The organism is Pseudomonas sp. lyk4-TYG-107, assembly GCF_030209055.1.
GTDB classification, from domain to species: Bacteria; Pseudomonadota; Gammaproteobacteria; order Pseudomonadales; family Pseudomonadaceae; genus Aquipseudomonas; species Aquipseudomonas putida_A.
Genome location: NZ_JARVST010000025.1, coordinates 122714 through 144703, shown reverse-complemented (window position 1 = coordinate 144703; position 21990 = coordinate 122714). Strand labels below are relative to the sequence as shown.

Below are 21990 nucleotides of genomic sequence, written 5' to 3'. Positions count from 1 at the left end.
GCCTGCTCGCGAAGGCGTTTTTGGAGGGGTTACAAGTCTTTCAGGATGTCGGCCATGTCATCGGCATGCTCTTCTTCCTGCGCGAGGATGTCTTCGAAGATGCGCCGGGTGGTCGGGTCTTTCTCGCCGATGTACTGGATGATCTCGCGGTAGCTGTCGATGGCGATCCGTTCGGCCACCAGGTCTTCGTAGACCATTTCCTTCAAGGTGTTCCCGGCCACGTATTGGGCATGGGACATTTTCGACAGCAGGTCCGGATTGAACTCCGGCTCGCCGCCCAGTTGCACGATGCGCTCGGCCAGACGGTCGGCGTGTTGCGCTTCCTGGGTCGCGTGTTCGAGGAATTCTTCGGCGGCCACGTGGGCTTTGACGCCGTTGGCCATGAAGTAATGACGCTTGTAACGCAGCACGCAGACCAGCTCGGTGGCCAGCGACTCATTGAGCAAGCGCAGCACCTCGTCACGGTCGGCGCTGTAGCTTTCGGTTACCGCGCCGTTCTCGACGTGTTGTCGCGCACGTTCGCGCAGGGTTTTGACATCTGACAAGTGCAGGTCGTCGCTCATGTTGATCTCCAGGAGGCTAATCCAATGGCGCCACGCTCTACAGGCGTGATCGGTTACCCAAGTTGTGAGTCCTGAGCGACGCAAAAAGTTTTATGAGATTTCCGGCGACCTTGGTACCAGCCCGGACAACTGCGCTTCTTCGCGCAACCAGGCAAAGAACGCCCGCACCGGCGGATGCCGCTCCCGTCCCGGCACACACAGCGCGCTGTATCCGGCACCATCGACTTGCACCTGCCCCTTGTACGGCACCAGCAACCCACTGGCGACGCTCTGCGAGACCAGAATATTGCTCGCCAGCACTAGACCTTGCCCGGCAATCGCCGCTTGCAGAGCGTAATGCTCCTCATCGTATTCGCGGATCGCCGGATGCTGGTTCAGCCACGACTCGCCGGAGCGAGCGCACCACGCTTCCCAGCCATGGGCATACAGCTTCGAGTTGTGCCAGCGCACGCTGATCAGAGCTGGTGTGCGCCGGGCCGCCAGCGCCACCTGCTCCGGCGAGCCGTACACACCGAAGGACTCATCGAACAGGCACAGACCGTAGAGATTGGGGTAATCGTCGAGGCTGTAGCGCAGCACCAGATCGACGCTGGCGTCCTGATGCAGGTCGATGACTTCGCAGTGGGTATCGAGGCGCACGTTGATGTTCGGGTGTTGCGCATAAAACCTTCCGAGGCGCGGCACCAGCCACAGCGCGGCAAACGCGGCGGTGGTCGACAGTGTCAGGTTGCTGCCGCTGCGTTGCGGACGCAGGGTGTCGACGCTTTGCGCCACTTCCAGCAGCGCCCCGTGCAAGCTGCGAAACAGCCGCTCGCCCCCTTCGGTAAGGCGCACCTGACGCGGCAAACGCTCGAACAGCGCCACGCCGAGCCAGTCTTCCAGCGCTCGGATCTGATGGGAAATCGCCGTCGGTGTGACTGACAACTCTTCAGCAGCGGCCTTGAAGCTCAACAGCCGCGAAGCGGATTCGAAGGCGCGCAGGGCGGTCAGCGGCAACGAGGCGAACATTGAATACTCCATGGATGAAACAGATTCATCCCGAATGACTTTTGCTCATTTGAGACAGCGGTGGGTCTACGCCAATCTGGCGCTACACAGCCATTCAAGTCTAGTCCCAAGGAGATTCAGATGAGCAAAATTCTTGCGATCCATGCCAGCCCACGGGGTGACCGTTCGCATTCACGGCGTTTGGCGGAAAGCTTTCTCAGTGCCTGGCAATTACGTCATCCGCAGGCGCAGGTCACCCGTCGTGAAGTCGGAAGGGCGCTGATTCCAGCGGTCAACGAAGCGTTTGTGGCGGCGGCTTTTTACCCTGAACCCGAAGCACGGCCGTTGTCGATGCAGGCCGATCTGGCGCTCAGCGATCAACTGGTCGGCGAGTTGTTCGAACACGATCTGCTGCTGATTTCCACGCCGATGTACAACTTCAGCGTGCCCAGCGGCCTCAAGGCCTGGGTCGATCAAATCGTACGGTTGGGCCTGACGTTCGACCACACCCTGGACAACGGCGTGGCCCAGTACACGCCGCTGCTGCAAGGCAAGAAGGCCCTGATCGTCACCAGTCGCGGGGGTTTCGGCTTCGGCCCCGGTGGCGAACTGGAAGCGTTGAACCATGCCGATCCGTGGTTGCGCACCGCGCTGGGCTTTATCGGCATCAACGACGTCAACGTGGTCGCGGCCGAGGGCGAGGAATCGGCCGAGCGCACCTTCGCGGTATCAGTGGCCGAGGCCGAGCAGCGTTTGCTCGACCTCGCCCGGACGTTCTAAGTGGCCTGGCTGTGCCTGCTGATCGCCGCCGGCTTCGAGGTGACTTTCGCCATGGGCATGAAGTACGCCGAAGGCTTCACCCGCTTGTGGCCGTCGCTGATCACGGTGGTGGCGGCGATTGGCGGGATTTACTTCCTGACGTTGGCGATGCGCGAGTTGCCGGTGAGTATCGCCTATCCGATCTGGACGGCGATCGGCTCGCTGGGCACGGTGTTTCTCGGTTTTGCCCTGCTCGGCGAGAGCCTGACCCTGGTCAAACTGCTGTCGGTGGGGCTGATTGTGGCGGGGGTGGTGGGCCTGAAGTAGGCTGATGGTGCAGTTGTCATCATCAGGGAGGAGGCTTGGCGGGCGTTTTGCACGTCTGGCATCCACTCAGCGACCACAAGGATGTTTGCCCATGTCACAAGGTTCGGCGACACGTTATCCACTGGTGCTGGTGCCGGGCATGCTCGGGTTTATCCGGCTGGTGCTGTATCCGTACTGGTACGGGATCATCAAGGCGTTGCGCCGTGGCGGGGCGACGGTGATTGCGGTGCAGGTATCGCCGCTCAATTCCACCGAGGTGCGTGGCGAGCAGTTGCTGGCGCGCATCGACGAAATTCTGCGCGAGACCGGCGCCGCCAGGGTCAATCTGTTCGGCCACAGCCAGGGCTCGTTGACCGCGCGTTATGCCGCCGCCAAACGACCGGATCTGGTCGCGTCGGTAACGTCCGTGGCCGGGCCCAATCACGGTTCGGAACTGGCCGACTATCTGCAGAAACACTACCCGGCGAACAGCGCCAAGGGCCGCTTGCTTGAGGTGCTGTTGCGTTTTGTCGGCTGGCTGATGGCGTTGCTGGAAACCGGTTACCACGGGCCGAAACTGCCGGTGGACATCCACGCTTCGCATCAATCGCTGACCAGTGAAGGCGTGGCGCTGTTCAATCAGCGTTATCCACAGGGCCTGCCCGAGACATGGGGCGGTCACGGGCCGGAAGAGGTCAATGGCGTGCGGTATTACTCGTGGTCGGGGACGTTGCAACCGGGCAAGACCGATCGCGGCGGCAACCTGTTCGACGGCACCAACCGCAGCTGTCGCTTGTTCGCGAAAACCTTCGTGCGCGAGCCAGGGCAGTGTGACGGGATGGTCGGGCGCTACAGCTCACACCTCGGCACGGTGATTGGCGACGACTATCCGCTGGATCACTTCGACATCGTCAATCAGTCGCTGGGGCTGGTGGGCAAAGGGGCGGATCCGCTGCGGTTGTTTGTCGAGCATGCGGCGCGGCTAAAGGCTGCCGGGGTTTAACCTGCTTTTGTGGCGAGGGAGCTTGCTCCCGCTGGACTGCGCAGCAGGCCCCGGCTTTTAAAAGGGGCCGCTTCGCGCCCCAGCGGGAGCAAGCTCCCTCGCCACAGGAATTTGTCAGGCAACGCTGAGTTTGCGGCCCAGCACGGTGGTCCAGCGTTCGGAAAGAATCACCCCACCCAACGTCAACACCCCACCCACCAGGTGATACAGCGCCAGCTCTTCCTTCAACACCACCGCCGCAATCAGCGCGGTAATCAGCGGCAGCAGGTTAAAGAACAACGTCGTGCGGCTCGGTCCCAGGCGCTGCACCGCCTGCATCCACGCCAGCGGCGCGAGCATCGAGGCTAGCAGGCACGCGTACAGCACCAGCGGAATGTTCTGCGCGGTGAAGCCGGTTTTCGGCGAGGCGGCGTACAGCGGAAACAGCACCACAATCGCCACCAGCACTTGCAGGTACAACAACACCAGCGGCGGCAAACGCAGTTGCCATTTTTTCAGCAAGGTACTGTAGATCGCGTAGGCCAGGGTGGCGATCAGCATCATCGCGTCACCCAGGTTCACCCCGTGTTGCAGCAAGGCGCCGAGGCTGCCGGACGACACCACCACCAGCACGCCGGCGAATGACAGCACCGCGCCGAACAATGCGCCAGCGGTCAGGCGCTGGCCGAGGCTGATGATGGCCATGGCCAGCGACATCAGCGGCATCAGCGATAGAATGATGCCCATGTTGGTCGCCGTGGTCAGGGTCGCGGCGAAGTAGGCGAGGCTTTGATAGACCGCCATCCCGAGCACGCCGAGGATAAAGATCTTGCCCAGGTTCGGGCGGATCTGCGGCCAGTGCGCGATCACCGCTTTGAGCATGAACGGGGTGAACAGCAGCCCGGCCAGCAGCCAGCGGTAGAAACCGATCTCGGCGGGGAAGATCGCCCCGACCGCCAGTTTGTTGATCACGGTATTGCCGGCCCAGATGAAAATCGCCAGCAGGGGAAACGCGTATTGCATGGGGTTAAAACCAGTACGTTGATGAACGCTGATTATCCCTTGTCTGGATGTAGGCCTATACTGCGAAACGGCCAACCTGCCTCTGCAACCGGACAGCATGAACAGTAAACATATCGATCTGCTGGATTTCAGCGAACTGCCGTCGGCGGTGTACTTCCGCTACGCCGATTTCAACACCCATGAATATGCGGCGCCGCACCGCCATCCGTGGGGCACGCTGGAGTACGCGGCCCACGGCGTGCTGCACATGGACGTCGACGGCAGCCGCTTCATGTCGCCGCCGCACTACGCGGTGTGGGTGCCGCCGCAGGTCGAGCACAGTTTCTACAGCCATCAACCGGTCAACTACCGCGCGGTGTGCCTCGATCCGAAGGTCTGCGCCGATCTGCCACCGCGCGCCTGCACCCTGGCGATCAGCGACATCCTCAAGGCAATTCTCAAGGACTTCGCCGCCCGCGACGTGAAGATCCCCGAACTCGACGCTGACCAGCGTCTGGCCCAGGTGTTGGTCGATCAATTGCAACAGGCGCCGGTGCATGAATGTTATCTGCCGTATGCAAGCAATCCCGGGTTGCTGGCGATCCTCGACGCCTTGCAGGCTGATCCGGGCAATAACCTCCCGTTGGCGCACTGGGCGGCGCAAGTGCACGTCAGTGAACGCACGCTGGCCCGGCAGTTCGTGCGCGAACTGGGACTGAGTTTCGGCGAATGGCGTCAGCGCCTGCGTTATCTCGCGGCCATCGAGGCGCTGGAAGGTACCCGCAGCGTGCAGGAAATCGCCTTCGATCTCGGCTACAGCAGCGGCTCGGCGTTCATTGCCATGTTTGCCCGGCAGGCCGGGTGTACGCCGGAACAGTATCGGCGTAGCCACCTGGAAGGCAGGAAGGTGTAACAAGATTTGGCTACACTTCAGCGGAGGCCGCATCCATCGATGCGGCGACAAGGAGAAAACTCCATGAAGATGTTGCGTGTCCCTTTGTTGATGATCGGTCTGCTCCTGTGTTCCCAGGGTTTCGCCGCCACGGCGCAACAGAACAAAATGACCACCTGCAATGCTGACGCTACCGCCAAAAGCCTCAAGGGCGACGAGCGCAAGACTTTCATGAGCACCTGCCTCAAGGCTGCACCGGCCGCCAATGACGGCAAAGTGCTGACCCCTCAGCAGGAAAAAATGAAAACCTGCAACGCCGATGCGAAAACCAAGGCGCTGACCGGCGATGCGCGCAAGACCTTCATGAGTGATTGCCTGAAGAAAAAATAATCAGCAAGGATTGCGGTGAACGGGCCGGCCTCTTCGCGAGCAGGCTCGCTCCCACATTGAAATGCGTACCCCCTGTGGGAGCGAGCCTGCTCGCGAAGGGGCCATTGAGCACGACAATAGCCCCTGCATATCCCTAGTGCTCTCCCCGGATCGCTGGCAGACTGCCAATCCTTTTACGCCGTTCGTTTTGAGGCTGTATGCCAACGTTTTCTGAGCGTCATGTTGTGTTTTGGGTCAGTTGCATCATCATCTGCGGCGGCTTGCTGCTGGCATTGCCGCTGCGCTTGTTGCCCAGCCTGCTGGCTGGTTTGCTGGTGTTCGAGCTGGTCAACATGCTCACCCCGCAACTGCAACGGTTGATCGAAGGTCGGCGTGCGCGCTGGTTGGCGGTGGCGCTGCTGGGCACTTTGGTGGTCAGTGTGTTGGCGCTGATCTTTGCCGGTGCCATCAGTTTCCTGCTGCACGAAGCGGAAAATCCGGGCGCCTCGCTCGACAAATTCATGGGCGTGGTCGATCGCGCGCGTGGCCAACTGCCGCCGTTTCTCGACGCCTACCTGCCGGCCAGCGCAGCGGAATTTCGCGTGGCCATCGGCGAATGGGCGAGCAAGCACCTGTCCGAGCTGCAACTGGTGGGCAAGGACGCGGCGCATATGTTCGTCACCCTGCTGATCGGCATGGTCCTCGGCGCGATCATTGCCCTGCAGCGAGTACCGGATCTGACCAAACGCAAACCGCTGGCCGCCGCCCTGTTCGACCGTCTGCATCTGGTGGTTCAAGCCTTTCGAAACATCGTCTTCGCGCAGATCAAGATTTCCCTGCTGAACACGTTCTTCACCGCGATTTTCCTGGTGGTGGTCTTGCCGCTGTTCGGTATCAAGCTGCCGCTGACCAAGACCCTGATCGTCCTGACCTTTCTGCTCGGCCTGCTGCCGGTGATCGGCAACCTGATGTCGAACACGCTGATCACCATCGTCGGCCTGTCGCTGTCGATCTGGGTGGCGGTGGCGGCGCTGGGCTATCTGATCTTTATCCACAAGCTCGAATACTTCCTCAACGCGCGCATCGTCGGCGGGCAGATCAGTGCCAAGTCGTGGGAATTACTGCTGGCAATGCTGGTGTTCGAAGCCGCGTTCGGCCTGCCGGGAGTGGTGGCGGGGCCGATTTATTACGCGTACCTGAAGAGTGAGTTGAAGCTGGGCGGGATGGTTTGATCCAGAATTTGTAGTGTTTGAGCTGGCCTCTTCGCGAGCAGGATCGCTCCCACATTTTGAGCGCATTCCTTCAGTTGAAATGCGATCCACTGTGGGAGCGAGCCTGCTCGCGAATGGCGCACTGTCGATTCCGGATCAGGCCGTCGCGCCGTAGCGCTTCATCGCCTCGATCGCCAGACCGCTGCCGATGCTGCCAAAGATATTGCCTTCCACATGTCGCGCATTCGGCAGCATCGCCGAAACGCTGTTGCGCAATGCCGGAATGCCGCTAGAACCGCCGGTGAAGAACACCGTATCGACCTGCGCCACCGACACGTTGGCATCGTTCAACAGCTGCGTAACGCTGCCGCGCACGCGTTCAAGCAAGGCGTCGATCGACGATTCGAACAGCGCGCGGCTCAGTTCCACGCTCAGGCCCGGCTCAATCCGATCCAGCGGTACGTGGCGGCTGTCGGCGTGGGTCAGCTGGATCTTGGTTTCTTCGACTTCCATCGCCAGCCAGTGCCCGGCGCGCTGTTCGATCAGCTTGAACAACCGGTCGATGCCGCCGGTGTCCTCGATGTCGTAGCGCATGCTGCCCAGCGCCAGGGTGGATTTTTGCGAGTACACCGAGTTGATGGTGTGCCAGGTCGCCAGGTTCATGTGGTGGCTGGTCGGCATGTAGGCGCCGCTCTTCATCCGGCTGCCGTAGCCGAACAGCGGCATCAGGCCTTGCAGGCTCAGCTGTTTATCGAAATCGGTACCGCCGATGTGCACGCCGCCGGTGGCGAGGATGTCGTCGTGACGGTTGTCCATGCCGCGGCGCTCGGGCGACAGGCGCACCAGCGAGAAGTCCGAGGTACCACCGCCGATGTCGACGATCAGCACCAGCTCTTCTTTTTCGATGGTCGACTCGTAGTCGAATGCCGCGGCGATCGGTTCGTACTGGAACGACACGTCCTTGAAGCCGAGCTTGCGCGCCACTTCGACCAGGGTGTCTTCGGCTTCCTGGTCAGCCAGCGGGTCGTCATCGACGAAAAACACCGGACGCCCCAGCACCACTTGTTCGAACTCGCGACCGGCGGCCGTTTCGGCACGGCTCTTGAGCTGGCCGATGAACAGCCCCAACAGATCCTTGAACGGCATCGCCGTGCCGAGGACGCTGGTGTCGTGCTTGATCAGCTTGGAACCCAGCAGGCTCTTGAGCGAGCGCATCAGCCGGCCTTCGTAGCCTTCCAGGTATTCGTGCAGGGCCAGACGACCGTAAACCGGACGGCGCTCTTCGATGTTGAAGAAGACCACCGACGGCAGGGTGATCTTGTCGTCTTCCAGCGCGATCATCGTTTCCATGCCGGGGCGCAGCCAGCCGACGGTGGAGTTGGAGGTGCCGAAGTCGATGCCGCAGGCACGGGCTGGAGAGGCGTTGTTCATGTCTTTCGGGTTCCGGTCAAAAAACGGCCGCGCAGTGTATGTCAGTGCGCGGCAGATTCGAAGGCCGGTCATCTGCTATTTCACGACTAAGCTTCTTGAAAGTCGCAGCTTCGCCCCAAACTTGCTGGCATGGGCCGGCAGACATACCGGCGGTCGCAAGAACCGTCGTCCACTGCCGATAAACTTCTGCTGCGCCACCCGGTCACAAAGTTGAGATCGGTCAACCCGGCACGCGCGAATGAGCGCATGCTGGCCTCGGCGCGAAATCGATAACGGATGGTGATTCCTTCGATGGACTTCAAAGACTATTACAAGATACTCGGCGTGGAGCCGACAGCGGATGACAAGGCGATCAAGGCTGCCTATCGCAAGCTGGCGCGCAAATACCACCCCGATGTCAGCAAGGAAAAAGACGCCGAGGCCAAGTTCAAGGACGCCTCGGAAGCCTATGAAGCGCTGAAAAGCGCCGACAAACGCGCCGAATATGACGAGCTGCGCCGTTATGGCCAGCACGGTCAGCCGTTCCAGGGCCCGCCGGGCTGGCAGAGCCGTGGCGGTTTTGGCGGCGGCGGTGGCGACACCGGCGACTTTTCGGACTTCTTCAGTTCGATCTTCGGCAATCGCGGCGCCGGTTTCGGTGGCGACGGTCGGCAACAACGCAGTGCAGGGCGCCGAGGGCAAGACGTGGAAATGGAACTGCCGGTCTTCCTTGAGGAGACCCTGTCGGACGAGTCGAAGAAGGTCAGCTTTCAGGTCCCGCAATACAACGCCAACGGTCAGCACGTCAGCAATACCAGCAAGAGCCTGAACGTAAAGATCCCGGCGGGCGTCACCGACGGCGAGCGCATCCGCCTCAAAGGCCAGGGCGCACCGGGCATCGGTGGCGGGGCCAATGGCGATCTGTACCTGACCATTCGCTTTGCGCCGCACCCGAAATTCGATGTCGAAGGCGAAAACCTGATCATCACCTTGCCATTGGCACCGTGGGAGCTGGCGCTGGGCACCGAGGTGGCCGTGCCGACCCTGACCGGCAAGATCAACCTCAAGGTTCCGGCCGGCAGCCAGAATGGCCAGCGCATGCGCGCCAAGGGTCATGGCTTGAAAAACAAGGCCGGTGAGCGCGGTTATCTGTTCGTGCAGCTCAAGGCCGTGATGCCGAAAACCTCCGACGACGAGGTCAAGGCGCTGTGGCAGGAACTGGCGAAAAAAGCCGCGTTCAACCCGCGCGAGAACTTCTGAATCCGACGACGGAGTAGCCCATCATGAGCAGCCCCCTGATCGTTCAACTGGACATGGCAGAATTCTGTGAGGCGGCCGATCTGTCGGACGTCTACGTGATCGAAATCGTCGAACACGGCATCCTCGAACCTCAGGGCGCGCAGCCCCGGGAATGGCGGTTCACCGACTACGAGCTGAGCCTGGCCAAGCGCGCCGCGAAGTTGCGGCGCGAGCTGGAGCTGGAGTGGGAGGGCGTCGCCCTGGCACTGAATCTTTTGGAGGAAGTGCACGAGTTGCGGGCGGAGAACCGGATGCTCCGGCAGCGCTTGGGGCGCTTGGTGGTCGAATAGGTTTTCAGTGGTATGGGCCGGCCTCATCGCTGGCAAGCCAGCTCCCACAAGGAACTATGTCGTACACAAAGTTTGTATTCGACGCCGGACCTGTGGGAGCTGGCTTGCCAGCGATGAATTCAGCGCAGATTTTTCTGCTTAAACCTTTCTCGGCAATACCACACTGAACAACGTCCCGTCAGCCTCGCTCGAGCTGACATCGATCGTCCCGCCATGAGCGGTCACCACTTCCTTGACGATAAACAGACCCAACCCGAGGCTGGTCGACGGCTGCCCGAGTTCTTCGTCGGCGCTGCGCACCAGCGGGTCGAAAATCGTACCGATCGCCTCTTCGGAAATCGGTGTGCCGTAGTTGTGCACCGACAGGCACACGTGGTCGCCCTCGCCACGCAGATCGAGGGTCACGTCGCGCTGGCTGGTGCCGTGCTGCAAGGCGTTGCCGATCAGGTTTTGCAATAACTGGTCGATTCGCCCGGCGTCCCACACCCCGCGGGTGTCGCCGTGCACCGTGAGCTTGGGATCGGATAGCGGATTACCGGCGCAGGCTTCGGCGATCGCCGCTCGCGCCGCAACGGCCAGATCCATCGGTGCAGGCTCGATCGGCAAGCTACGGCCCAGGCGACTGCGCACCAGTTCCAGCAGATCGCTGACCATCGTCGCCATGTGCCGCGCGCCACGCTTGATGTGCTGGGCGCAGGCCAGGGCATCGCCTTCAAGGCTGGATTTGCGCAGCAGCAGTTCGGTGGACATGCTCACCGCCTGCAGCGGCGCACGCAGGTCATGGCCGAGGATGGCGAGGAAAATGTCCCGCGAGCGATTGACCTGCTCGGCGTAGGCCGCGGTGGATTCGGCGAGGGCTTCGTCGATGGCTTCGTTGAAACGGATCATGTCCTGAAAATAGGTCATGTCCGGCGATTCAAGGCTGTTGACCCACAGGCGGATCACGCAGGCACGCAAATGGCGGAATTCACTGGTCATCTGCACCAGGTCAAAACCGACGGTGTGGCGCAGTTCGCCATGGCTGGCGCCGGCCTCGTCCAGGCTCGGGGTCTTTTCCGGGCCTTCGCCCTTGGCTTTGGCAGCCTGTTCGGCGGGGCTTTGCGGCTTGTTCATGTCGCGGGCGGCGGCCCGCAGAATCTCGCTGGCGTGATCGCGCAGCGCAGTGGAATCCAGATAGTCGGCGGCCGGCGTGATGGTCGCGGCGAACTGTTCCCACTCATCGACGATAGGGTCGATATTGGCCACGATGAACTCGGAAAGACGCATGGGCAGTTCCTGAAAAAAGGCGGAGCGAATCGAATATTAGCCCCTTTGGCGGGAAATACACGACCGTTTGCACATCGGTTTTCCTGCCCCATGAAAAAGGCCCCCGGCCCGTGCGCAAGACGCGGGTCGGGGGCCTTTTGTCGTGTGTCAGAACAGGAAGTAACGCTGAGCCATCGGCAAGGTTTCCGCCGGCTCACACCAGAGCAGCACGCCGTCGGCCTTGACCTGATAGGTCTGCGGATCGACGTCGATGTTCGGCAGGTAATCGTTGTGGATCAGGTCGGTTTTCTGCACGTCGCGGCAGCCTTTGACCACGCCGATTTTCTTCTTCAGGCCCAATGCCTCGGGCAACCCCGCCTCCTGCGCGGCCTGACTGATGAACGTCAGGCTGGTGGCGTGCAGCGAGCCGCCGTAACTGGCGAACATCGGGCGGTAGTGCACCGGTTGCGGGGTTGGAATCGACGCGTTGGCGTCGCCCATCAGACTGGCGGCGATGGCGCCGCCCTTGAGGATCAGCGTCGGTTTCACACCGAAAAACGCCGGACGCCAGAGCACCAGGTCGGCCCATTTGCCGACTTCGATCGACCCCACTTCATGGCTGATGCCATGGGTGATCGCCGGGTTGATCGTGTACTTGGCGATGTAGCGCTTGGCGCGGAAGTTGTCGTTGCCTGCGCCGTCCTGGGTCAGCGGGCCGCGCTGCTTTTTCATCTTGTCGGCGGTCTGCCAGGTGCGCGTGATGACTTCGCCGACACGGCCCATGGCCTGGCTGTCCGAGCTGATCATCGAGAACGCGCCGAGGTCGTGGAGGATGTCTTCGGCGGCAATCGTCTCGCGGCGGATACGGCTTTCGGCGAACGCCACGTCCTCGGCAATGCTCGGGTCGAGGTGGTGGCAGACCATCAGCATGTCGAGGTGTTCGTCGATGGTGTTGCGGGTGAACGGTCGGGTCGGGTTGGTCGAGCTCGGCAGCACGTTAGGGAAACCGCAGGCCTTGATGATGTCCGGCGCATGGCCGCCGCCGGCACCTTCGGTGTGATAGGTGTGGATAGTGCGACCCTTGAACGCGCCGAGGGTGGTTTCGACGAAACCCGATTCGTTGAGGGTGTCGGTGTGGATCGCCACCTGCACGTCATACTGGTCGGCGACGCTCAGGCAGTTGTCGATGCTCGCCGGGGTGGTTCCCCAGTCCTCGTGCAGCTTGAGGCCGATAGCCCCGGCCTTGACCTGCTCGATCAGCGGCTCCGGCAGGCTGGCGTTGCCCTTGCCGGTGAGGCCGATGTTCATCGGGAACGCGTCGGCGGCCTGCAGCATCCGCGCCAGGTGCCACGGCCCGGAGGTGCAGGTGGTGGCGTTGGTGCCGGTGGCAGGCCCGGTGCCGCCGCCAATCATGGTGGTGACGCCGCTCATCAGCGCTTCTTCGATCTGCTGCGGGCAGATGAAGTGAATGTGCGTGTCGATGCCGCCGGCGGTGAGGATCATGCCTTCGCCGGCGATCACTTCGGTGCTGGCGCCGATGGCGATGGTCACGTTGGGCTGTACGTCCGGGTTACCGGCCTTGCCGATCGCGGCGATGCGCCCGTCCTTGAGGCCGACGTCGGCTTTGACGATACCCCAGTGGTCGATAATCAGCGCATTGGTGATCAGCGTGTCGACCACTTCGGCGGCGAGCAGCTGGCTCTGGCCCTGACCGTCGCGGATCACTTTGCCGCCGCCGAATTTGACTTCTTCGCCGTAGGTGGTGAAGTCCTTTTCGACTTCGATCCACAACTCGGTGTCCGCCAGGCGCACCTTGTCGCCGACGGTGGGGCCGAACATGTCGGCGTAGGCTTGACGCGAGATCTTCATGTGTTCGCCTTGGAATTCAATTGGTTTTGAGATCGTTCGCTGCGCTCACTTTCGCGAGCAGGCTCGCTCCCACAGGGGATCGGATTCCAGCTGGAGGAACTCGGTTTAATGTGGGAGCGGGCTTGCTCGCGAAGGGGCCAGAGCAGACACCGCATTACTTAGAGATCACCCATGACCCGCCCGGCAAAGCCGAACACCCGCCGATGCCCGGCGTACTCCACCAGCTCGACCTCGCGGCTCTGCCCCGGTTCGAAGCGCACCGCGGTGCCGGCCGGGATATTCAGGCGCATGCCACGGCTGGCCGCGCGATCAAAGGTCAGCGCGTCGTTGGTTTCGAAAAAGTGATAGTGCGAACCGACCTGAATCGGTCGGTCGCCGCTGTTGGCTACTTTCAGGCTGAGGGTGCGGCGGCCGACATTCAGTTCGATGTCGCCGGGCTGGATCTGGTACTGGCCGGGAATCATGGCCGGGCTCCTTGCAGAATCTTGTAGTAGAGGGCGGTCGGGCGATACGTGCCGTGCGGGTCGCAGGCGTAGTCGGGAATTTCGCCGGCGCGGGTGTAACCCAGGGCCTTGTAGAAATCTTCGGCGGGGGAGCCGGCCTCGGTGTCGAGGTAGAGCATGCCGCGCTTGTGCTTGGCCGCTTCGAGCTCCAGCGCATTCATCAACTGCTGGCCGAGGCCACGGCGGCGCGCCTGTTCACGCACCAGCAGCTTCTGCACTTCGGCGCGATTGAGGCCGTTGGCCTTCTGGCACAGACCCAACTGCACGCTGGCCTGCACCTCTTCATCCTTGACCACCACCCAGAGCAACACGCTGCCCTTGTTCACTTGTTGCTGCACTTCATCGAAATAGGCGCGGGCCTGCGCGGCATCGAGGTCGGCCATGAAACCGACGCTGGCGCCATAACCCACGGCGTCGAGCAGCAGATCAATCAGGCCCTGACGATAGTGCGCAAAACTTTCCGCATTGACGCGTCGCAGTTGGGCGGGGTTCATCGCGTATCACTCCTTGTTGGCGACCGGCGGCTGGGCGCCAGGATTGAGGGTCAGTTGCATGAAGGTCAGATCGAGCCAGCGACCGAACTTGGTGCCGACTTGTGGCATTTGTCCGGTGATGCTGAAACCGGCGCGCTCATGCAGACGAATGGAAGCGGAATTGCCACTTTCGATGGCGGCGACCATCACGTGCTTGTCGCAGGCTTTGGCCCGCTCGATCAGCACACTCATCAATTGCGGGCCAAGGCCATTGCCGCGCTGGTCGCTACGGACGTAGACCGAGTGCTCGACGGTATGGCGGAAACCGTCGAACGGCCGCCAGTCGCCAAAGGAAGCGTAGCCGAGCACAACGTTGTCGGCGTCGACGATCACCAGAATCGGGTAGGCCTGGGCCTGACGGGCGCTGAACCACGCCTGGCGGTTGCCGAGGTCGACCGCCGATTCGTTCCAGATCGCCGTGGTGTTGAGCACCGCGTCGTTGTAGATGTCGCGGATTGCAGGGAGGTCGGCGTGCAGGGCATCGCGAATGGTGTAGGTCATGGCGCGGCCTCAGACGATCGGTTGGTGGACGGTGACCAGTTTGGTGCCGTCGGGAAACGTCGCTTCGACCTGGATCTCCGGGATCATTTCCGGGATGCCTTCCATCACCTGCTCGCGGCTGAGCAGGGTGGTGCCGAAGTGCATCAGCTCGGCCACGGTCTGGCCATCACGGGCGCCTTCGAGCAGGGCGGCGGAGATATAGGCCATGGCTTCCGGGTAGTTGAGCTTCACGCCACGGGCCAGTCGGCGTTCGGCGACGAGGCCGGCGGTGAAGATCAACAGCTTGTCTTTTTCGCGTGGGGTCAGGTCCATTGCGGGTATCCATCAGGGCAGATTGAAAAGGGTCGGGACTGTTGGCACAGATCCCTGTGGGAGCGAGCCTGCTCGCGAAGGCGCCGGCACATTCAATATTTGAGGTGACGGATAAATCGCTTTCGCGAGCAGGCTCGCTCCCACATTGGAGTGCATTTCAGGTATTCCAGATTCGTGGTGGCTGGGCCTCGCGGCCGAGCAGGGCCGGGCGCAGCAGGCGCCACAGGTCGATCAGCCAGGCGCGGGCCAGCAGTGCCTCGCTCGCCAGGCAACGGGCAACCAACAGCCCCGGCAACTGGGTCAGATCACCGCGCACTGCATGCCCCAGCGAGCGGCAACGCTCCAGCAACTCGGCATCAATTTCACCGGTGACCAACAGCGTCGCAAACACCGGATTGCCATCCAGACCGATCGGCGAATCCAGCAAACCGTCATTGCCGGTGATCCTCTGACGCTCGTGCCAGAGCAATCGCCCGTCGCGGCGGATGTCCAGATGCGCTTGAAAGTGTCCGAGGTCGAAGCGCTCGCCACTGGCCGGTCGGCCCAGCGCCACCACGTCCCAGTAGAACAGCCGCGCATCGCCCTCAAGCTCGATCGAGGTGCTGAGTTCGGCCTGAGCGGCGCTGTAGACGATGGTTTCCTGCGGCAACCATTCCAGCGTCGCACCGGCAGCGACTTTCAGGTCAAGCTGCTGATACGCCGGCCCCGCTGCGCGATACCACTTGGCCGCGCCGGGGCTGGTGATCTGCGCCCAGGCGTCTGCTTCGACGCGGGCGCTGATGTTCAGCCGGTCACCGCCGGCGATCCCTCCGGGCGGATGGACGATGATGTGCTGGCAGACCTCGGGGCCTTCGGCATACAGGTGCTTTTGCACGCGCAACGGGCCAAGGTGCCGGCGCTGAACCGGGCGCGTGCAGTCGCCGAAGCGGGCGTAGGCCAGCTCCAGCTCGGCGTGCCAGCTCGGGGTAAACAGGGCAGTGGAAAGCGCTAAGTTCATGGTTTGTAATTATCGTTAGGAAGCTACAGATTAAATTGTTACCAGACCTCGTACACCCTCGGCCTCCATATTTTCACCGCGACCCTGCTGCACGATCTCGCCCCGGGACATCACCAGGTACTGATCGGCCAGCTCCGCAGCGAAATCGTAGAACTGCTCAACCAGCAAAATCGCCATGTCGCCCCGCGCCGCGAGCTTCTTGATCACCGCGCCGATCTCCTTGATCACCGAGGGCTGGATGCCTTCGGTGGGCTCGTCGAGGATCAGCAAACGCGGACGACTGGCCAGGGCGCGACCGATAGCCAGCTGCTGTTGCTGACCGCCGGACAGGTCGCCGCCGCGGCGCTGCTTCATTTGTAGCAGCACCGGGAACAATTCGTAGATGAAACCTGGTACTTCTTTCGCTTCGCTGCCGGGAAACCGTGACAGGCCCATCAGCAGATTCTCCTCTACGGTGAGCCGGCCGAAGATTTCCCGGCCCTGTGGCACATAGGCGATCCCGGCGTGTACACGCTGGTGCGGCTTGAACGTGGTTATGGGTTGGCCTTCCCAGTTCACCACACCTTCCTTGGCCGGCAACAGGCCCATCAGGCATTTGAGCAGGGTGGTCTTGCCCACGCCGTTGCGCCCGAGCAGGCAGGTGACTTCGCCGACTTTTACGTCGAATGAGAGGCCACGGAGGATGTGGCTACCGCCGTAGTACTGGTGCAGCTTGTCGACTTGCAGCATGTTCAAATTCCTTCTGTTGCACACAGAACCCTGTGGGAGCGAGCCTGCTCGCGAATGCGGCGTCACATTCAGCATTTTCAGCGCCTGATGCACCGCTTTCGCGAGCAGGCTCGCTCCCACAGGTTTTGCATTCGCAAAATTCAGCGGCCGAGATAGACCTCGATCACCCGCTCGTTTTCCTGCACCTGCTCCAGCGACCCTTCGGCCAGCACGCTGCCCTGATGCAGCACCGTCACATGATCGGCAATCGAGCCGACGAAGCCCATGTCGTGCTCCACCACCATCAGCGAATGCTTGCCGGCCAGCGACTTGAACAGCTCGGCGGTGAATTCGGTTTCGGCATCGGTCATGCCCGCCACCGGCTCGTCGAGCAGCAGCAGTTGCGGGTCCTGCATCAGCAACATGCCGATTTCCAGAAACTGTTTCTGCCCGTGGGACAGCAAGCCCGCCGGGCGATTGACCGAGGTGGTCAGGCGAATGGTGTCGAGCACTTCGCTGATCCGGTCTTTCTGCTCGCCGCTCAAGCGTGCGCGCAAACTGGCCCACACCGACTTGTCGGTTTTCTGCGCCAGTTCCAGGTTCTCGAACACGCTCAGCGCTTCGAACACTGTGGGTTTCTGGAACTTGCGACCGATGCCGGCCTGGGCAATCTGTACTTCGCTCATCTGCGTCAGATCCAGGGTTTCGCCGAACCAGGCCTTGCCGTGGCTGGGGCGGGTCTTGCCGGTGATCACATCCATCAGCGTGGTCTTGCCCGCGCCGTTGGGGCCGATGATGCAGCGCAGTTCGCCGACGCCGATGTACAGGTTCAGATTGTTCAGCGCGCGAAAGCCGTCGAAGCTGACGCTGATGTCTTCCAGGGTCAGGATCGTGCCGTGGCGGGTGTCGAGGCCCGGGCCGACGCGTTGGCCGAGGCCGATCGAGTCACGGCTGGTGCCTTCGTCCTTGTTCGGTTCCACGGGGAAAAACGCCGGCTCGAGCATGAATTCAGCACTCGCAGTGACTCTCATTGTTCACCTCGTTTCTTCAGCAGGCCGATCACGCCTTTGGGCAAATACAACGTCACGACGATGAACAGCGCGCCGAGGAAGAACAGCCAGTATTCGGGGAAAGCCACGGTGAACCAGCTCTTCATGCCGTTGACCACACCGGCGCCGAGCAGCGGCCCGATCAGCGTGCCGCGACCGCCGAGGGCGACCCATACCGCCGCCTCGATCGAGTTGGTCGGCGACATTTCGCTGGGGTTGATGATGCCGACCTGCGGCACGTACAGGGCCCCGGCCAGACCGCACAGCACCGCGCTCAAGACCCAGACGAACAGTTTGAAACCGCGCGGGTCGTAGCCGCAGAACATCAGGCGGTTTTCTGCATCGCGCAGCGCGGTCAGCACCCGGCCGAACTTGCTCTGTGCAAGACGCCAGCCGATGAACAGACTTGCCACCAGCAACAAAACCGTCGCCAGAAACAGCACCGCGCGAGTGCCGGGTTCAGTGATGCCGAAACCGAGAATCGTGCGGAAATTGGTGAAGCCGTTGTTGCCGCCGAAGCCGGTCTCGTTGCGGAAAAACAGGAGCATCCCGGCGAAGGTCAGGGCCTGGGTCATGATCGAGAAATACACACCCTTGATCCGCGAGCGGAAGGCGAAGAAGCCGAACACCAGCGCCAGCAGACCCGGTGCCAGCACCACCAGACACATCGACCAGATAAAGCTGCTGGTGCCGCTCCAGTACCACGGCAGGTCGGTCCACGACAGAAAAGTCATGAACGCCGGCAAACCATCACCGGCGGCCTGACGCATCAGGTACATGCCCATCGCATAACCGCCGAGGGCGAAGAACAGGCCGTGGCCCAGCGACAGCAGCCCGGCGTAGCCCCAGACCAGATCCAGCGCCAGAGCGACGATGGCGTAGCAGAGGATTTTGCCGACCAGCGTCAGGGTGTAGGCCGAGACATGCAGCGCGCTGTCTGCCGGCAACAGCGAGAGCAACGGTAGAGCGATCAGCAGCGCGAGGATCACCGCGCCGATGGCGAGGGTGACTTTCGGGCCGGCCTTTTGCGTGGCCGTGACAAGTAGAGGCTGGTTCATCAGTCGATCACCCGTCCTTTCAGTGCGAAGAGGCCTTGCGGACGTTTCTGGATGAACAGAATGATCAGCGCGAGGATCAGGATCTTGCCGAGTACCGCACCGATCTGCGGTTCGAGAATCTTGTTGGCGATGCCCAGGCCGAACGCGGCGAGCACGCTGCCGGCGAGTTGGCCGACGCCACCGAGCACCACCACCAGGAACGAGTCGATGATGTAGCTCTGGCCGAGGTCCGGGCCGACGTTGCCGATCTGGCTCAGCGCCACGCCACCGAGGCCGGCGATGCCCGAACCGAGGCCGAAGGCGAGCATGTCGACGCGGCCGGTGGGCACGCCGCAGCAGGCGGCCATGTTGCGGTTCTGCGTGACCGCGCGGACATTGAGGCCGAGGCGGGTCTTGTTCAGCAGTAGCCAGGTCAGCACCACCACGAACAAGGCGAAAGCGATGATCACGATGCGGTTGTACGGCAGCACCAGATTCGGCAGCACCTGAATCCCGCCGGACAGCCACGCCGGGTTCGCTACTTCAACGTTCTGCGCGCCGAACAGCAGGCGCACCAACTGGATCAGCATCAGGCTGATGCCCCAGGTGGCGAGCAGGGTTTCCAGCGGGCGGCCGTAGAGATGACGAATCACCGTGCGTTCCAGCGCCATGCCGATCGCCGCTGTGACAAAGAACGCCACCGGCAGTGCGATCAGCGGATAGAACTCGATGGCTTGCGGGGCGTAGCGCTGGAACATCAGCTGCACCACGTAGGTCGAGTAGGCGCCAAGCATCAGCATCTCGCCATGAGCCATGTTGATCACCCCGAGCAGGCCGAAGGTGATCGCCAGCCCGAGGGCCGCGAGCAGCAGGATCGAGCCGAGGGACATGCCGCTGAACGCCTGACCCAACACTTCGCCGATCAGCAGTTTGCGCTTGACCTGAGCCAGACTGGTTTCGGCGGCGGTGCGCACCCCGGCATCGCTTTCCACGCCGGGTTCGAGCAGGCCTTCGAGGCGGGTGCGGGCCAGCGGATCGCCGGTTTCGCCGAGCAGGCGCACGGCGGCCAGACGCACCGCCGGATCGCTGTCGACCAGCTGCAGATTGGCCAGCGCCAGGCTCAGGGCGGCGTGGACGTTCTCGTCTTTTTCGCCAGCCAGTTGCTGGTCGAGGAATTTCAGCTGCGCGGGTTTCGCGCTTTTCTGCAATTGCTGCGCGGCAGTCAGACGGGTTTTGGCGTCGGCGGCGAGCAATTGGTGGCTGGCCAACGCGGTGTCGATCAGACCCCGCAGGCGGTTGTTCAGGCGCAGGGTTTTCGGCTGGCCGTCGAGGGTCAATTCGCCTTGTTGCAGGGCGTTGATCAGCTCGACACGCGCCGGCTCGGGCTGCGCGGCCCAGGCTTCCAGCAGTTTGGCTTGCTGCACGGGATTGGCGGCGACGAAGTCTTCGGCGTCGCTGGCGTGGCCGGCCATCGGCACCAACAGTGCGAGGGCGAGGATGAGACGGTAAAGGGCGGTGGGCATGGTAAGTCGCCTTGACACGGACATTGTGGGAGCTGGCTTGCCAGCGATGCAGGCGACTCGGTGTGCCTGCTGCACTGAGGTGATGCCATCGCTGGCAAGCCAGCTCCCACAGGGAATTGCGTCGGGCCGGACGATTTCGTCAGGCCCGACACCCAATGGCTCAGTTGCTCTTCACCGCATAATCCGGCTTCTTGTCGTTGCCATCGATAAACGGACTCCACGGCTGCGCGCGGATCGGGCCTTCGGTCTGCCACACGACGTTGAACTGACCGTCGTTCTGGATCTCGCCGATCATCACCGGTTTGTGCAGGTGGTGGTTGGTCTTGTCCATGGTCAGGGTGTAACCGGACGGCGCGGCGAAGGTCTGGCCGGCCAGCGCTTCGCGAACTTTGTCGACGTCGGTGGACTTGGCTTTTTCCGCTGCCTGCGCCCACATGTGGATGCCGACGTAAGTAGCTTCCATCGGGTCGTTGGTCACCGCTTTGTCGGCGCCCGGCAGGTTGTGTTTCTTCGCGTAAGCCTTCCAGTCAGCGACGAACTTCTTGTTCACCGGGTTCTCCACGGACTCGAAGTAGTTCCACGCCGCAAGGTTGCCCACCAGCGGTTTGGTGTCGATGCCGCGCAGCTCTTCTTCACCCACCGAGAACGCCACCACCGGTACGTCGGTAGCCTTCAGGCCCTGATTGGCCAGCTCTTTGTAGAACGGCACGTTGGAGTCGCCGTTGACCGTGGAGATCACCGCAGTCTTGCCGCCGGCGGAGAATTTCTTGATGTTGGCGACGATGGTTTGATAGTCGCTGTGACCGAACGGGGTGTAGACCTCTTCGATGTCCTTGTCGGCCACGCCTTTGGAATGCAGGAACGAGCGCAGGATCTTGTTGGTGGTGCGCGGGTAGACGTAGTCGGTGCCGAGCAGGAAGAAACGCTTGGCGCTGCCGCCTTCTTCGCTCATCAGGTATTCCACCGCCGGAATCGCCTGTTGGTTCGGTGCGGCGCCGGTGTAGAAGACGTTCGGCGACATCTCTTCGCCTTCGTACTGCACCGGGTAGAACAGCAGGCCGTTGAGTTCTTCGAACACCGGCAGCACCGATTTACGCGACACCGATGTCCAGCAACCGAACACCACGGCGACCTTGTCCTGGGTCAGCAACTGCCGGCCTTTTTCGGCAAACAGTGGCCAGTTGGATGCCGGGTCGACTACCACCGGTTCGAGCATCTTGCCGTTCACGCCGCCCTTGGCGTTGATCTCGTCGATGGTCATCAGCGCCATGTCTTTGAGCGATGTTTCGGAGATCGCCATGGTCCCGGACAACGAATGCAGAATCCCCACCTTGATGGTCTCGGCGGCCTGGACAGTCCAGGTCATGCCCATCGCGGCAATGGATGCCGTGAGTGTGAAAGCCTTGATCAAACTGCGACGCTTCATTGTGCGATCTCCATGAACGTTAAAGTTTTTTATGGTTGGCAGATGCGGACGACTGAAGGTGTGTTTTGCAAGGGCTGTGCCCGGTCGGGATCGGGCAGGAAAATGTCGGTTTAGAGCGGTTGCGCGCGGGCGGGGTGCACCATGAAGGAACGAGTCGCGTGTGACGGTGCATTCGTGTGCGCCAGATTAGGGCGCCGATTTCGCAAACAGTGCCATT

At 62.0% G+C, this 21990-nt stretch carries 24 protein-coding genes; 8 read left to right on the top strand and 16 right to left on the bottom strand.

Annotated features, from left to right (window positions below; translation table 11 throughout):
- Window positions 1-29 precede the first annotated feature (29 nt).
- Both QRN61_RS20900 and QRN61_RS20895 read right to left on the bottom strand, forming a co-directional pair.
- Window positions 30-563 carry a ferritin-like domain-containing protein gene (locus QRN61_RS20900; protein ID WP_027613544.1) on the bottom strand — a complete coding sequence of 178 codons (534 nt, stop codon included), beginning with the start codon at window positions 561-563 and terminating at the stop codon, window positions 30-32.
- Between the two features lie 90 nt (window positions 564-653).
- On the bottom strand, window positions 654-1583 hold the full coding sequence (locus QRN61_RS20895; protein WP_285375202.1) for a LysR substrate-binding domain-containing protein: 930 nt from the start codon (window positions 1581-1583) through the stop codon (window positions 654-656).
- 108 nt (window positions 1584-1691) lie between these two features.
- On the opposite strand from QRN61_RS20895, the gene QRN61_RS20890 reads away from it, so the two are divergent.
- From QRN61_RS20890 to QRN61_RS20880, 3 genes are all read left to right on the top strand, one after another.
- Window positions 1692-2330: an FMN-dependent NADH-azoreductase gene (locus QRN61_RS20890; protein ID WP_285375200.1), complete on the top strand. Its 639-nt coding sequence runs from the start codon at window positions 1692-1694 to the stop codon at window positions 2328-2330.
- Window positions 2331-2636, top strand: coding sequence for a DMT family transporter (locus tag QRN61_RS20885; RefSeq protein ID WP_277760395.1), 306 nt, complete (start codon window positions 2331-2333; stop codon window positions 2634-2636).
- Between the two features lie 91 nt (window positions 2637-2727).
- Window positions 2728-3618, top strand: a complete 891-nt coding sequence (locus QRN61_RS20880) for an esterase/lipase family protein (protein ID WP_285375196.1) — start codon at window positions 2728-2730, stop codon at window positions 3616-3618.
- Window positions 3619-3732: 114 nt separating this feature from the next.
- Here QRN61_RS20880 and QRN61_RS20875 read toward each other — a convergent pair whose 3' ends face one another.
- On the bottom strand, window positions 3733-4620 hold the full coding sequence (locus tag QRN61_RS20875) for a DMT family transporter (RefSeq protein WP_115988320.1): 888 nt from the start codon (window positions 4618-4620) through the stop codon (window positions 3733-3735).
- 97 nt (window positions 4621-4717) lie between these two features.
- On the opposite strand from QRN61_RS20875, the gene QRN61_RS20870 reads away from it, so the two are divergent.
- The 3 genes from QRN61_RS20870 to QRN61_RS20860 all read left to right on the top strand — a co-directional run bounded on the left by QRN61_RS20870 (window position 4718) and on the right by QRN61_RS20860 (window position 7092).
- Complete coding sequence (locus tag QRN61_RS20870) at window positions 4718-5512, top strand: AraC family transcriptional regulator (RefSeq protein WP_285375194.1); 795 nt, start codon at window positions 4718-4720, stop codon at window positions 5510-5512.
- Between the two features lie 63 nt (window positions 5513-5575).
- Window positions 5576-5881, top strand: a complete 306-nt coding sequence (locus QRN61_RS20865; protein ID WP_007966973.1) for a PsiF family protein — start codon at window positions 5576-5578, stop codon at window positions 5879-5881.
- A gap of 197 nt (window positions 5882-6078) precedes the next feature.
- Window positions 6079-7092 (top strand): AI-2E family transporter, encoded by a 1014-nt coding sequence (locus tag QRN61_RS20860; protein ID WP_027613551.1) that lies wholly within the window; start codon window positions 6079-6081, stop codon window positions 7090-7092.
- A gap of 135 nt (window positions 7093-7227) precedes the next feature.
- Here the strand turns inward: QRN61_RS20860 and QRN61_RS20855 are convergent, their stop codons facing one another.
- Window positions 7228-8502: an Hsp70 family protein gene (locus QRN61_RS20855; RefSeq protein ID WP_027613552.1), complete on the bottom strand. Its 1275-nt coding sequence runs from the start codon at window positions 8500-8502 to the stop codon at window positions 7228-7230.
- A 291-nt stretch (window positions 8503-8793) separates the two neighbouring features.
- Here QRN61_RS20855 and QRN61_RS20850 point away from each other — a divergent pair, with 291 nt between their 5' ends.
- Complete coding sequence (locus QRN61_RS20850; protein ID WP_285375189.1) at window positions 8794-9741, top strand: DnaJ C-terminal domain-containing protein; 948 nt, start codon at window positions 8794-8796, stop codon at window positions 9739-9741.
- Window positions 9742-9764: 23 nt separating this feature from the next.
- Window positions 9765-10070: a chaperone modulator CbpM gene (locus tag QRN61_RS20845; RefSeq protein WP_003221201.1), complete on the top strand. Its 306-nt coding sequence runs from the start codon at window positions 9765-9767 to the stop codon at window positions 10068-10070.
- 138 nt (window positions 10071-10208) lie between these two features.
- On the opposite strand, the gene QRN61_RS20840 is transcribed toward QRN61_RS20845, so the two are convergent.
- The 12 genes from QRN61_RS20840 to urtA all read right to left on the bottom strand — a co-directional run bounded on the left by QRN61_RS20840 (window position 10209) and on the right by urtA (window position 21773).
- Window positions 10209-11336, bottom strand: a complete 1128-nt coding sequence (locus QRN61_RS20840) for a sensor histidine kinase (RefSeq protein ID WP_096794788.1) — start codon at window positions 11334-11336, stop codon at window positions 10209-10211.
- Between the two features lie 147 nt (window positions 11337-11483).
- Window positions 11484-13184 carry an urease subunit alpha gene (gene ureC, locus QRN61_RS20835; protein ID WP_096794789.1) on the bottom strand — a complete coding sequence of 567 codons (1701 nt, stop codon included), beginning with the start codon at window positions 13182-13184 and terminating at the stop codon, window positions 11484-11486.
- 158 nt (window positions 13185-13342) lie between these two features.
- A complete protein-coding gene (locus QRN61_RS20830) occupies window positions 13343-13648 on the bottom strand; it encodes an urease subunit beta (protein WP_098966985.1) in 306 nt (101 codons plus the stop codon).
- The gene (locus QRN61_RS20825) at window positions 13645-14181 is read right to left on the bottom strand and encodes a GNAT family N-acetyltransferase (protein WP_027613558.1); all 537 of its coding nucleotides are present in this window, start codon (window positions 14179-14181) and stop codon (window positions 13645-13647) included. Before QRN61_RS20825 ends, QRN61_RS20830 begins: the two co-directional genes overlap by 4 nt.
- A 6-nt stretch (window positions 14182-14187) precedes the next feature.
- Window positions 14188-14721: a GNAT family N-acetyltransferase gene (locus QRN61_RS20820; RefSeq protein WP_027613559.1), complete on the bottom strand. Its 534-nt coding sequence runs from the start codon at window positions 14719-14721 to the stop codon at window positions 14188-14190.
- A 9-nt stretch (window positions 14722-14730) separates the two neighbouring features.
- Window positions 14731-15033: an urease subunit gamma gene (gene ureA / locus QRN61_RS20815; RefSeq protein ID WP_007915951.1), complete on the bottom strand. Its 303-nt coding sequence runs from the start codon at window positions 15031-15033 to the stop codon at window positions 14731-14733.
- Between the two features lie 157 nt (window positions 15034-15190).
- Window positions 15191-16030, bottom strand: a complete 840-nt coding sequence (locus QRN61_RS20810; RefSeq protein WP_285375178.1) for an urease accessory protein UreD — start codon at window positions 16028-16030, stop codon at window positions 15191-15193.
- 30 nt (window positions 16031-16060) lie between these two features.
- Entirely contained in the window at window positions 16061-16759 is a 699-nt protein-coding gene (gene urtE / locus QRN61_RS20805) for an urea ABC transporter ATP-binding subunit UrtE (protein WP_098966990.1), read from the bottom strand.
- A gap of 140 nt (window positions 16760-16899) precedes the next feature.
- Entirely contained in the window at window positions 16900-17769 is an 870-nt protein-coding gene (gene urtD / locus QRN61_RS20800) for an urea ABC transporter ATP-binding protein UrtD (protein WP_414888950.1), read from the bottom strand.
- Window positions 17766-18845, bottom strand: a complete 1080-nt coding sequence (gene urtC / locus QRN61_RS20795) for an urea ABC transporter permease subunit UrtC (RefSeq protein ID WP_098966991.1) — start codon at window positions 18843-18845, stop codon at window positions 17766-17768. The genes urtD and urtC overlap by 4 nt, the downstream gene beginning before the upstream one ends.
- Window positions 18845-20347, bottom strand: a complete 1503-nt coding sequence (urtB, locus tag QRN61_RS20790) for an urea ABC transporter permease subunit UrtB (RefSeq protein ID WP_285375173.1) — start codon at window positions 20345-20347, stop codon at window positions 18845-18847. The genes urtC and urtB overlap by 1 nt, the downstream gene beginning before the upstream one ends.
- A 160-nt stretch (window positions 20348-20507) precedes the next feature.
- Window positions 20508-21773, bottom strand: coding sequence for an urea ABC transporter substrate-binding protein (urtA, locus tag QRN61_RS20785; RefSeq protein ID WP_027613564.1), 1266 nt, complete (start codon window positions 21771-21773; stop codon window positions 20508-20510).
- Window positions 21774-21990 lie beyond the last annotated feature (217 nt).